This is a genomic window from Mesorhizobium sp. WSM1497, assembly GCF_001672455.2.
In the GTDB taxonomy this organism is placed as follows: Bacteria; Pseudomonadota; Alphaproteobacteria; order Rhizobiales; family Rhizobiaceae; genus Mesorhizobium; species Mesorhizobium ciceri.
The window spans coordinates 98,148-110,197 of the sequence record NZ_CP021070.1 but is presented as its reverse complement, the minus strand read 5'-3'; the positions used below and the strand labels follow the sequence as shown (position 1 = coordinate 110,197).

At 64.6% G+C, this 12,050-nt stretch carries 13 protein-coding genes; 2 read left to right on the top strand and 11 right to left on the bottom strand.

Annotated elements, in window-relative coordinates; translation table 11 throughout:
- Positions 1–94: 94 nt before the first annotated feature.
- Together A9K65_RS00530 and A9K65_RS00525 are read left to right on the top strand one after the other, a co-directional pair.
- Positions 95–298 (top strand): hypothetical protein, encoded by a 204-nt coding sequence (locus A9K65_RS00530; RefSeq protein WP_086081281.1) that lies wholly within the window; start codon positions 95–97, stop codon positions 296–298.
- Positions 299–369: 71 nt separating this feature from the next.
- Positions 370–1,461 carry an LLM class flavin-dependent oxidoreductase gene (locus A9K65_RS00525; RefSeq protein WP_024503393.1) on the top strand — a complete coding sequence of 364 codons (1,092 nt, stop codon included), beginning with the start codon at positions 370–372 and terminating at the stop codon, positions 1,459–1,461.
- A 24-nt stretch (positions 1,462–1,485) separates the two neighbouring features.
- Here the strand turns inward: A9K65_RS00525 and A9K65_RS00520 are convergent, their stop codons facing one another.
- From A9K65_RS00520 to A9K65_RS00470, 11 genes are all read right to left on the bottom strand, one after another.
- Positions 1,486–1,881: a RidA family protein gene (locus tag A9K65_RS00520; protein WP_063169943.1), complete on the bottom strand. Its 396-nt coding sequence runs from the start codon at positions 1,879–1,881 to the stop codon at positions 1,486–1,488.
- 77 nt (positions 1,882–1,958) lie between these two features.
- The gene (locus A9K65_RS00515; protein ID WP_064995752.1) at positions 1,959–3,107 is read right to left on the bottom strand and encodes an acyl-CoA dehydrogenase family protein; all 1,149 of its coding nucleotides are present in this window, start codon (positions 3,105–3,107) and stop codon (positions 1,959–1,961) included.
- 75 nt (positions 3,108–3,182) lie between these two features.
- Complete coding sequence (locus tag A9K65_RS00510) at positions 3,183–3,995, bottom strand: enoyl-CoA hydratase family protein (RefSeq protein ID WP_013527980.1); 813 nt, start codon at positions 3,993–3,995, stop codon at positions 3,183–3,185.
- Positions 3,992–4,462 (bottom strand): MarR family transcriptional regulator, encoded by a 471-nt coding sequence (locus A9K65_RS00505; RefSeq protein ID WP_064995751.1) that lies wholly within the window; start codon positions 4,460–4,462, stop codon positions 3,992–3,994. The genes A9K65_RS00510 and A9K65_RS00505 overlap by 4 nt, the downstream gene beginning before the upstream one ends.
- The gene (locus tag A9K65_RS00500; RefSeq protein ID WP_064995750.1) at positions 4,456–5,229 is read right to left on the bottom strand and encodes an SDR family NAD(P)-dependent oxidoreductase; all 774 of its coding nucleotides are present in this window, start codon (positions 5,227–5,229) and stop codon (positions 4,456–4,458) included. Before A9K65_RS00500 ends, A9K65_RS00505 begins: the two co-directional genes overlap by 7 nt.
- Complete coding sequence (locus A9K65_RS00495) at positions 5,226–7,520, bottom strand: bifunctional salicylyl-CoA 5-hydroxylase/oxidoreductase (RefSeq protein WP_064995749.1); 2,295 nt, start codon at positions 7,518–7,520, stop codon at positions 5,226–5,228. Before A9K65_RS00495 ends, A9K65_RS00500 begins: the two co-directional genes overlap by 4 nt.
- A gap of 140 nt (positions 7,521–7,660) precedes the next feature.
- Entirely contained in the window at positions 7,661–8,260 is a 600-nt protein-coding gene (locus A9K65_RS00490; RefSeq protein ID WP_024503399.1) for a VOC family protein, read from the bottom strand.
- 77 nt (positions 8,261–8,337) lie between these two features.
- Positions 8,338–9,174, bottom strand: coding sequence for an ATP-binding cassette domain-containing protein (locus tag A9K65_RS00485; RefSeq protein WP_064995748.1), 837 nt, complete (start codon positions 9,172–9,174; stop codon positions 8,338–8,340).
- Positions 9,167–10,045, bottom strand: a complete 879-nt coding sequence (locus tag A9K65_RS00480; protein WP_064995747.1) for an ABC transporter ATP-binding protein — start codon at positions 10,043–10,045, stop codon at positions 9,167–9,169. The genes A9K65_RS00485 and A9K65_RS00480 overlap by 8 nt, the downstream gene beginning before the upstream one ends.
- Positions 10,042–10,890, bottom strand: coding sequence for an ABC transporter permease (locus A9K65_RS00475; protein WP_013527973.1), 849 nt, complete (start codon positions 10,888–10,890; stop codon positions 10,042–10,044). Before A9K65_RS00475 ends, A9K65_RS00480 begins: the two co-directional genes overlap by 4 nt.
- On the bottom strand, positions 10,883–11,890 hold the full coding sequence (locus A9K65_RS00470) for an ABC transporter permease (protein WP_064995746.1): 1,008 nt from the start codon (positions 11,888–11,890) through the stop codon (positions 10,883–10,885). The genes A9K65_RS00475 and A9K65_RS00470 overlap by 8 nt, the downstream gene beginning before the upstream one ends.
- Positions 11,891–12,050 lie beyond the last annotated feature (160 nt).

Here is a 12,050-nt window from a genome sequence, read left to right as displayed (position 1 = left end):
CCGCGCACACGTCATCGAAGGCATGGCGCGTGTTGGATGATGACTGGGGCAGTATGAACGACAAGAACTGAGACTCCCACCCGGAGCACCCACGATGGCTGGCCGGCACGATGGACTGGTCTGCTCGATGGACTGGCCGGCAAGCCCGTCCGGCACGGCAATCGCCATCGACTCCGGAATGCTTATCCAAAGTGCGGCGCTTTTCAAGGCGAAAGTTTTAAGCTTAAAAAGCTGCGGTGTCCGTTGCGTGGTGGACATGGTGCGGCCCGCTGGAACCGATACCCGCGAGCGATGGTGACGCCAAGCTATTTCATGCTTGAAATATTTCTGCGCGGGCCTAGCGTGCGATCTTCGCCGGGAGGTCGCGACGTGAACAAACCACACCCTTTGCACGGCCCGAACAGACTGAAGCTTGGCGTCTTTTCGACCAATGCCGATGGCGGGCTCGCCATCACCGATGTGCCGGAGCGCTGGGCGGCGAGCTGGCAGGACAATGTGACCGCAGCCCAGATCGCCGACCGCGCCGGGCTGGAGTTCATGCTGCCGATCGCGCGTTGGCGCGGCTTCGGCGGCCGCAACAAGGTGCGCGAATGGTCGTTCGAGACCTTCACCTGGGCGGCGGCACTCGCCATGGCCACCGAGCAGATCGGCCTGTTCATGACCGTGCATGTGCCACTGGTGCATCCGCTCTATGCCGCCAAGGCGCTGGCGACGGTCGACCACATCAGCCAGGGACGCGCGGGCTTGAACATCGTCTGCGGCTGGAACCCGAAGGAATTCGGCATGTTCGGCACGCCTTTGGTCGAGAAGGGCTACGATCAGGCGGCCGAATGGATCGAAATCTTGGAAAAGCTTTATGCGTCGGCCGAGCCGCTCGATTACGAAGGCACTTATTACCGCCTCAAGGAGGCTGTCAGCCGGCCGGCCAGTCTGCAGGTTCCGCGCCCCGTGACCATGAACGCCGCCTTCGGCGGGCCGGGCCGCGATTTCGCTGCCGCCCGGTGCGATTATCTGTTCACGACATTTTCGGAAATGAGCGATGCCGGCAAGCATGTCGCCGACATCAGCGAGCGGGCCGATAAGGCAGGCCGCGATGTCGGCGTCTACACCGTGGCGCATGTCGTCTGCCGCCCGACGATGGAAGAGGCGCAGGCCTACTACACGCGCTACGCCGTCGATATGGCCGACCATGACGCCGTCGATGCCCACATGGCCGGCAAGAAGGAATTCTCGCAATCGCACGACCCGCACGCCTATGACCGCTACCGGCAGCGTTTCGCCGGCGGCGCCGGCACCTACCCGCTGATCGGAACGCCGGAAACGATCGCCGCCGACATGGTCGCCATTGCCGGGCACGGCTATCAGGGCATCGCGCTGTCCTTCGTCAACTACACGCAAGAACTGCCCTATTTCTGCGATCACGTGCTGCCGATCTTGAGGCAGGCGGGGCTTCGCGAATAATTTATTCCTGAGGCAGCCAATAATTTATTCCGGAATGACGGCGGTGGCCTGGATTTCGATCTTGGCACGATCCTCGACCAGCGCCACCACCTGCATGGCGGCCATCGCCGGAAAATGCCGGCCGATGACCTCGCGATAGGCCTCGCCGATACCCCTGAGATTGGCAAGGTATTCGGCCTTGTCGGTGAAGTACCAGGTCATCGAGGTGATGTGCTGCGGCCCCGCGCCGGCTTCCGCCAGCACCGCGACGATGTTCTGAAGCGTTTGCCGCACCTGGCCAACAAAATCGTCGGTTTCGAACTGGCATTGGCCGTTCCAGCCGACCTGTCCGCCAACGAAGACGAGCCGACCGCGCGCCGCGACGCCGTTGGCGTAGCCGACAGGTTTGGCCCAGCCTTCCGGCTGCAAAATCTGGTGCATTTCAGTCTCCCGATTCGTCAAAACTCGGTTCGCAATATCCATTGTCAAAACAGTCTGGTCCGTGGGCGCGACCTGCTTCAGGCCGCGCCCATCACTTGCCGCGCAATCACCACTTTCTGCACGTCGGAGGCACCCTCATAGATGCGCAGCGCGCGGATCTCGCGATACAGGCTTTCGACGATGTGGCCTTTGCGGACGCCGTCGCCGCCGTGCAGTTGCACGGCCTTGTCGATCACCTCTTGCGCCTTGTCGGTGGCGAACAGCTTGGCCATCGCCGCCTCGCGGGTGACGCGGGGCGCGCCCATGTCCTTGGTCCAGGCGGCACGGTAGACCAGCAGCGCCGCCGCATCGACATCGAGCGCCATGTCGGCGATGTGCCCCTGCACCATTTGCAATTCGGCCATCGGCGCGCCGAACAGTTTGCGCTCGACCACGCGTTTGATGCTTTCATCCAGTGCGCGGCGGGCAAAGCCGAGTGCCGCCGCACCGACGGTCGAGCGGAACACATCGAGCACCGACATGGCGATGCGGAAGCCGTCGCCTGGCCTGCCGATCAGTGCGGTGGCCGGCAGGCGGACCCGCTCGAAAGACAGCCGCGCCAGCGGATGCGGCGCGATCACTTCGAGCCGTTCGGCGATGCCAAGGCCCTTGGCGTCGCCAGGCACGAGGAAGGCCGAGAGCCCCTTGGCGCCCGGCGCCTCGCCGGTGCGGGCAAAGACGACATAGAGGTCGGCGATGCCGCCATTGGAAATCCAGGTTTTTTCGCCTGTAAGAACGAAGCTGTCGCCGTCGCGGGTCGCCGTCATCTCGGTGTTGGCGACGTCCGAGCCAGAGCGCGGCTCCGACAGGGCGAAGGCCGAAATCGCTTTGCCGGCGCGTGTCCTCGAAAGCCATTCCTGCTGCTCCGGCGTGCCGAACAGGCTGAGCGCGCCGGTGCCCAGCCCCTGCATGGCGAAGGCGAAGTCGGCCAACCCGTCATGGCGAGCGAGCGTCTCGCGCGTGATGCACAAAGTGCGCACGTCGAGTGGCCCCGGATTGTCGGTGTCGAGCGCCGTCGGCTTCAGCCAGCCGTCTTGGCCAAGCTTGGTCACCAGCTCGCGGCAGGCCGCGTCGACATCATGATGATCGACTGGGAGGTTGGTCGTGCACCATGCCTCGAGGTGCTTGGCTAGTTCGCGATGGCGGTCTTCGAAGAACGGCCAGGAGAGGAAGGAACGATCAGGCATTGGTGGCCCCGCTATTGAGGCCTTGCGCACTACGGCGCCCCCCTCCCGCCAACGTCTCCACGCAAAGCATCATCCTCAATCCCCCTCGAACACCGGCTTTTCCTTGGCCACGAACGCCTTGTAGGCGCGTTCGAAGTCGCGGGTCTGCATGCAGATCGCTTGCGCCTGCGCTTCCGCCTCGATCGCCTGGTCGAGGCCCATCGACCATTCCTGGTTGAGCTGAGTCTTGGTGATGCCGTGCGCGAAGGTCGGGCCGGAGACGATGCGCGCCGCCATGTCGAGCGCGTCGGCTTCAAGCGATGCGGCATCGACCAGCCGGTTGTAGAAACCCCAGCGTTCGCCTTCATCAGCCGTCATGGTGCGGCCGGTGTAGAGCAGCTCGGCGGCGCGGCCCTGGCCGATGATGCGCGGCAGGATCGCGCAGGCGCCCATGTCGCAGCCGGCGAGGCCGACGCGGGTAAATAGGAACGCGGTCTTGGCTTCCGGCGTGGCGATGCGGATGTCGGAGCTCATCGCAATGATGGCGCCGGCGCCGACCGCGACGCCGTCGACCGCCGCAATGATCGGCTTGCCGCAATTCAGCATCGCCTTGACGAAATCGCCGGTCATGCGGGTGAAGACCAGGAGCTCCTTCATGTCCATTTTGACCAGCGGGCCGATAATGTCGTGGACATCGCCGCCGGAGCAGAAATTGCCGCCATTGGAAAGGAACACCACGGCGTCGACATCGTCGGCATAGACGAGGTCGCGGAACGTGTCGCGGAGTTCCGCATAGCTGTCGAAGGTCAGCGGGTTCTTGCGCTCCGGCCGGTCGAGTCGGACCTTGGCGATCCTGCCCTCGACCTCCCAGAGGAAATGCTTCGGCTTGCGCCCGGCCATTGCGGTCATTCGCGTCCCTCCCAGTTGCTGCGGAACGAGGTCAGCATGCCGGTCAGCCGGCGCGCGTCGTCCTCACTGACCTTGCCCAGCAATTCGCCGATCCAGCCTTCATGCGCCGCGGCGATCGCGGCAAAAGCCTGCGTGCCTTCCTCGGTCAGCCGCACCATCGAGGTGCGGCGGTCGCCATTGCGCCGCGCGCGGGCGACAAGTCCTTCCGAAACCAGCCGGTCGACGATGCCCGTGACATTGCCGTTAGAGACCAGCAGGAAACGCGACAGGTCGCTCATCAGCATGCCTTCCGGCGCGCGATAAAGCGCTGCCATCACGTCGAAGCGCGGCAGCGTCGTGTTGAACTCCTTCTTCAGCCGCTCGCGCAGCTCGGCCTCGATCGTGCGCGAGGCGCGCAGCAGCCTGATCCACAGACGCAAGCGGTCCTTGCCGGGTCCCGACGGCGCGGGCAGGGGGCCGACTACCATGTTTCGCCTCCTGAGATGGAAATCGCCTGTCCGGTGATCGATTGGGCGGCGTCGCCGCACAGCCACAGCACGGCGGCGGCAATTTCATCCGGCTGGATGAAGCGGCCTTGCGGGTTGGTCGAGGCAAGGCTCGATCGCGCTTGTTCGGCCGAGCGGCCGGTCTTTTCGATGATGCGCCGGATGGACTCTTCCAGCATTTCGGTTTCCACAAAGCCTGGGCACACCGCGTTGACGGTGACGCCGGATTTCACTGCTTCGGCGGCAAGCGCCCGCATCAGGCCGATGACGCCATGCTTGGCGGCGACGTAAGACGCGACATAGGCGTAGCCTTTCAGGCCGGCGGTCGAGGCGATGAAAACAATTCGTCCCGTTTTCCGCGCGGCCATTCCGGCCAGCGCGGGCTTCACCGTCAGGAAGGCACCGGTCAGATTGACGTCGAGCGTCCGCTGCCAGTCGCTGAGCGCGGTTTTGTGCGCCGGCGCGCTGCCGGCCATGCCGGCATTGGCGACGACGATGTCGAACGGGCCGCGCGCGGCTTGCGCCCTCTCGTAGAGCGCCGCCATTGCCGCCTCGTCGGTGACATCGGCGGCGATGCCAGAGATGCGGTCGTTTTCGCCGGCCACCTTGGCGAGCTCTGCTTCCCGGCGGCCGCAGATGGTGACGCCGATGCCGGCAGCAGCCAGCGCCAGCGCGATGGCCCGCCCGACGCCGGAGCCGCCGCCAGTGACCAGCGCATGCTTGCCGGGTATCGTCGCGGCGGCCGTCATACTTTCAGCCCCGCTGCGGCGTCGCGCTCGGCCAGACGGTAGAGCTGGTCGCGTCCGGGCAGATAGGGATCAGGCCATTTGACACCGCGGTCGCCGAGCATGACGGCGGCATGCAGCGTCCAGTAGGGATCGGCAAGATGCGGCCGTGCCAGCGCGACGAGGTCGGCGCGGCCGGCCATCAGGATGGAATTGACATGGTCGGGTTCGTAGATGTTGCCGACCGCCATCGTCGCCATGCCGACCTCGTTGCGGATGCGGTCGGAAAACGGCGTCTGGAACATGCGGCCATAGACCGGCTTTGCCAGCGCCGAAGTCTGGCCGGCCGAGACATCGCAGATGTCGACGCCGGCCTCATGCAGCAGCCGCGCGATCTCGACCGCGTCGGCCGGCGTCACGCCCTCGATGCCGACCCAGTCATTGGCCGAAATGCGCATCGAGATCGGCTTCTCCGCCGGCCAGGCGGCGCGCACCGCGCGGAAGATTTCGAGGGGATAGCGCATGCGATTGTCCAGCGAACCGCCATATTCATCCGTGCGCCGGTTGGTGACCGGCGTGATGAAGGACGACAAGAGATAGCCATGCGCGGCGTGGATTTCGAGCATGTCGAAGCCGCAACGATCGGCCATCTCGGTGGACGCCACGAATTCGTCGCGCACGCGGTCCATGTCGGCGCGGTCCATCGCCTTCGGCACCTGATTCTGCGGCGACCACGCGACCGCCGAGGCCGCCATCACAGGCCAATTGCCTGAGACCAACGGCACGTCAGTGCCCTCCCAGCCAAGCCGGGTCGAGCCCTTGGCGCCGGAATGGCCGATCTGGGCGCAGATCTTGGCTTCGGTTTCGGTATGGACAAAGTCGACCAGCCGCTTCCACGCCACCTCATGCTCGGGCGCGTAGAAGCCGGGACAGCCGGGCGTGATGCGCCCTTCCGGGCTGACGCAGGTCATCTCGATATAGATGAGGCCGGCGCCGCCCTTGGCGCGCTCGGCGTAGTGGGTGAAATGCCAGTCGGTCGGACAGCCGTCGACAGCCTTGTACTGCGCCATCGGCGAAACGACGACGCGGTTCTGCAGCCTCATGTCGCGCAGCTTGAACGGCGCGAACATCGGCGCGCGGCGCAGGCTGTTGCCGCCGGCGCCCGCCTGGCGCTGGAACCATTCTTCCGCGCTTTCAAGCCATTCGGCATCGCGCAGTCGCAGATTCTCGTGGCTGATACGCTGCGAGCGGGTCAAAAGCGAATAGTTGAACTGCACCGGATCGAGGCCGAGATAGCGCTCGACCTCCTCGAACCATTCCAGCGAATTGCGCGCCGCCGATTGCAGCTTGAGCACCTCGGTGCGGCGGGCATCCTCATATCTGCGGAAGGCGGCATCCAAGTCCGGCTCGGTTTCGACATATTCGGCCAGCGCCACAGCACTTTCCAGTGCCAGCTTGGTGCCGGAGCCGATCGAGAAATGCGCCGATGCCGCTGCATCGCCCATCAGCGCGAGATTCTTGTAAGACCAGCGCTCGCACAGCACGCGCGGGAAATTGATCCAGGCCGAACCGCGGATATGGTTGGCATTCGTCATCAAGGCGTGGCCGCCGAGATGTTTTTCGAAGATCCGCTCACAAACGGCGATGGATTCCTGCTGCGACATCGCACCGAAGCCGAAGGCAGCCCAGGTCTGCTCGCTGCACTCGACGATGAAGGTCGCGGTGTCGCTGTCGAACTGGTAGGCGTGGGCCCACACCCAGCCATGCTCGGTTTTCTCGAAGATGAAGGTGAAGGCGTCGTCGAATTTCTGGTTGGTGCCGAGCCAGACGAACTTGCATTTGCGGGTGTCGATGTCGGGCTTGAAGATGTCGACGAAGCTGTTGCGCGCCCTTGAGTTCAGGCCGTCGGCAGCGACGACCAGATCATGCGTCGCCATGTAGGGCTTGGGATCTGCAATGTCGGTCTCGAACATCAGCTTGACGCCGAGTTCACGCGCCCGGCGCTGCAGCAGGACCAGCAGCCGCTTGCGGCCGATGCCGCAGAAACCGTGCCCTGACGAGACCGTGCGCACGCCGTCATGGATGACGGCGATGTCGTCCCAGTAGGCAAAGTGCTTCTTGATCCAGACGGCGCTGACCGGATCGTTTTTCGACAGATTGTCGAGCGTTTCGGCCGACAGCACGACGCCCCAGCCGAACGTGTCGTCGGCGCGGTTGCGCTCGAACACCGTCACATCGTGGGCGGCGTCCCTCAGTTTCATCGAAATGGCAAAGTAGAGGCCGGCTGGTCCGCCGCCGAGAACCGCAACCTTCATCTGTGCGATCTCCTCTTCGCTTGCTGGAGTTCAGTATCGCGCCGGCGACAAGATATTTCAAGCTTAAAGTTTTATATCAGAACGATCGTCCTGACATGGCGAAAGCGCGCCTGCGTGTCATCACGCAAGCGCGCTGCCGATCACTTTTCCGGGTTTTTCGGGCTCCACAACACCGTCTCGGCGCCCTTCTCATAGGCCATGCCATCGGGATAGCTGATCGCTTCCAGTTGCAGCCCCCACGGCGCCTGGAAATAGAGGATGGTCTGGCCGGCGGCCGGCCCTTCCTTGACCGGCAGCGGCCCCATCCGCGTCTTGACGCCCTTGCCTTCGAGATAGGCTTTGGCAGCAGCGACATCGTCGACATAGAAGGCGATGTGGAAGCCGCCAATGTCGCTGTTCTTCGGCGTCAGGTCCTTCTGGTCGGGCGCGGTGTATTTGAACAGCTCGATGTTCGAGCCGTAGCCACAACGCACCATGGTGACCTCTTCGATCACCGCCTTCGGATCGACGCCCAGAAGATCCTGCATGAAGGTGCCCTTGTCGTCGGCGAACGGGCCGAACGACATCGCCTTCTTGCAGCCGACCACTTCGGTGAAGAAGTCGACCGCCTGCTTCATGTCGGGAACCGTGATGCCGGTGTGGTCGTGGCCGCGCATGCCCGGGATCGAATCCGCCGAGGCCATGCCGGCGCTGCCGAGCATCGCGGCGGCGAGCGTTGCAATTGCGATTGTGGTCTTCATGTCAGTCCTCTCCATTTGGCGGGACTTGGTCTTTGTGGTCGCACGTCCGAGGCCCGCTCGTCGGCGTGCGTATGCATTCATGGCGGCGCCTTGGCGGCGGAAGGAATGTCCAGCCAGCTCGCATCGATCTCGGGCAGCGGAATGGCCGCGATGAGATCGCGCGTGTAGCTTTGTCGCGGCTTGTCGAACAAGGCGTCGGTGGCGCTGGCCTCGACGATCATGCCTTCGCGCATGACGATCACTTGCCGGCACAGCCGCCGGATGACAGACAGATCGTGGCTGATGAAAGCGACGGTCAGCCCCATCTCCGCGGCAAGCTCCTCCAGCAGGGTCAGGATCTGCGCCTGCGTCGACACGTCGAGCCCGGAGACGATCTCGTCGGCCAGCACGAATTTCGGCGACAGTGCCAGAGCGCGCGCAATGCCGACGCGCTGGCGCTGGCCGCCCGACAGTTCGTGCCGATAGCGGCTGGCGAAACTTTGCGGCAGGCCGACACGCTGCAGCGCCTCGGCGACGCGATTCTTGAGATTGTCGCCAAGACCATTCTGCTTCAAAGGCGCGGCGATAATGCTGGCAATGGTGCGGCGCGGGTTGAGCGACGACATCGGATCTTGAAAAATCATCTGCAGATTGCGCCGCAGCGGCCGCAGCTCCGCTTCCGGCAGATTGGTGATGTCGCGGCCGTCGAAGTTGATGCTGCCGGCGCTTGGCTCCAGCAGGCGCACCAGCGCGCGGCCGAGCGTCGACTTGCCCGAACCGGATTCGCCGACAATGCCGGTCACCGAGCCTCGCGGCAGGTCGAAGTCCAGGCCCTTCAGGATTTCGACCAATGGCGCGCGGCCGATCAGCGGCTTGCGCGTCATGTCGGGCAGTGCGACCTTCAGCCCGCGCACGGAGAACAACGGTTCAACCATGCGGCCGCCTCCAGACTTGGTCGGCGGCAGCGATCTCCGAAGCAAGTCCGGCCAGCACCGCCTCGTCCACCGGTCTTAGCGAGGCGAAAGGATCGGTGTAGCGTGGCGTCGCCGCGATCAGCGCCCGTGTGTAGGGGTGCTGCGGCGCGGCGAAGAGCGCTGCGGTCTCGGCCTCCTCCACCACCTTGCCGGCATAGAGCACCGAGACCCTCTGGCTGATCTTGGCGACGACGCCGAGATCATGGGTGACGAACAGGATCGCGGTGCCGTGCTCGCGCTGCAATTGTGCGATCAGCCGCAGGATCTGCTTCTGCACGGTGACGTCGAGCGCCGTGGTCGGCTCGTCGGCGACGATCAGCCGTGGCTCGGCGGCGAAGGCGGCAGCGATCAGCACGCGCTGGCGCATGCCGCCGGACAGTTCGTGCGGATAGCTTTTGAGCACGCGGTCGGGGTCGCGGATCTGCACCTCGTCGAGCAACTGGCGAATGCGGGTATCGGCCTTCTCGCCACTCCAGCCGAGGATGCGCACCAGCCGGTCGGTCATCTGCGAGCCGATGCGGCGCGACGGGTTGAGCGCGGTCAGCGGGTCCTGCGGGATTAGCGCCGTGCATGCCCCGATCAGCGTGCGCCGCGCCTTGGGCTGCAATTTGCCGAGGTCTTCGCCCTCGAGCCGCATGTCGCCTGCGACGATGCGCACGCTCGACGGCAGCACACCGAGCACCGCCTTGCCGATCATCGTCTTGCCGGCGCCGCTTTCGCCGACCAGCGCGCGGACCTCGCCGGGCTGAACGGCAAGCGACACCGAGCGCAATACGCGCTGGCCGTTGGGCAGCACGGCGCTCAGATCCCTGATGTCGAGACAGGCGCTCATCGCAGCACCGGATCGAAACGCGTCTTCAGCGCCTCGCCGAACTGGCTGAACGACAGCACGGTCAGGATCAGCGTGATCAGCGGAAATACGAGCACCCACCAGGCCTGGTGGATCGACAGCCGGCCCTCGGCGATGATGCCGCCCCAGGTCGGGTCGTCGGTCGAGATCGACAGATTGACGAAGGACAGGATCGCCTCGACGATGACGGCGATGCCCATTTCCAGCGACAGCAGCGCCACGATTGACGGCACCACATTGGGCAGCACTTCGCGCAGCATGATGCCGATGCGGCCATAGCCGGCGATGCGGGCATTCTCGACATAGTCCATGCGCGACTGGCCCATCGTCTCGGCACGGATCACCCGGCAGAAACGCGTCCAGTCGATGATGGCGATGGCGAGGATGACGGAACTCAAGCCTGTGCCGAGCACCGCAACCAAAAGGATGGCGAACAGCACCGGCGGAAATGCCATCCAGACATCGACGATGCGCGAGATGATGCGGTCGGCCCAGCCGCCGAAATAGCCGGCTATGAGCCCCAGCATCGAGCCGACCAGGCAGGCGGCGATGGCCGCGGCGAAAGCGACGATGAAGGCGATGCGGCCGCCGAAGATCAGTCGCGACAACAGATCGCGGCCGAGGCTGTCGGTGCCGAGCCAATAGCCGGGTTCGGCGCCGGCCATCCAGAACGGCGGCAACCGTTCCAGCATCAAATCCTGCGCCAGCGGATCCTGCGGCGCGACCAGCGGCGCGAAGATTGCCGCCAGAAGCGCCAGCAGCAGCCAGCCGCCGGCCAGCCACAGACGCGGCGACACAGCTCGTCTTTGAGCGCGGCCCTCATCCATGGCGCAGCCTTGGATTGAGCAGTGCGTACATCATGTCGACGCTGAGGTTGATCAGCACGAACAGCAGCGCGAAGACCAGAACGATGCCCTGGATCAGCGGCAGGTCGCGGTTGATGACGGCGTCGATCGCCATGTTGCCGAGGCCTTCATAGGAAAACAGCCGTTCGACGATGACGGTGCCGCCGATGAGGAAGGTGAACTGCACGCCGACCAGCGTCAGCGTCGGCAGCGCGGCATTCTTCAGCGCTTCGCGCAGGATGACCTGTGTTTCCGAGAATCCCTTGACCCGCGCCAGCACGACGTAGTCGAGGTCGAGCACTTCCTTCAGCGACTGTTTCAGCAGCTGCGAGATGATCGCCGCCAGCGGCAGCGCCAGCGCCACGGCCGGCATCAGCATGTGTTTCAGCAGATCCCAGATCAGGTCGAGGCGCAGACGAAGCAAGCTCTCGAACAGATAAAACTGGGTGACGAATGGCAGGTCGAGCTGCGGCGACACCCGGCCGGAAATGTCGAAGATCGGCACCAGCACGCCGAACAGCAGGATCAGCACCAGGCCCCACAGGAAGTCGGGAATGGAAAGCGCCGCGCCGCTGGCGATGTCGATGCCGGCCTCGACCGCCGTGCCGCGTTCGCGCGCGCCGATGATTGCCGTCGTGCCGCCGAGCGCCACCGCCATCACAAGCGCGACGATGGCAAGCTCCAGCGTCGCTGGCAGCCGGTTGAAGACGAGACCCAGCACATCCTGCCTGAGCGAAATCGAGGTGCCGAAATCGCCCCTGGCGACGCCTGACAGCCAGATGAAGAATTGCTGCACGATGGTCTTGTCGAGGCCGTAGAGCGCTCGCAGCCGGGCAATGTCGGCATCCGTAGCACCAGGCGGCAGCATCATGGCGATCGGATCGCCGGGCGCGACGCGGATCACGACAAAGACGACGATGGCCACGCCGAACAGCGTGATCAGCATCGTCAGCAGACGGATCAGGAATCTTTGCAGGAGCATTCTGGCGTAGGCCTACTGCGTGCAAGCGACTGATGGAGCGAAAACCCCCTCATCCGGCCGCTTCGCGGCCACCTTCTCCCCGAGGGGAGAAGAGGTCGCTGACGGCTGAGCCGGTCTCTTCTCCCCAGCGGGGAGAAGGTGGCCCGAAGGGCCGGATGAG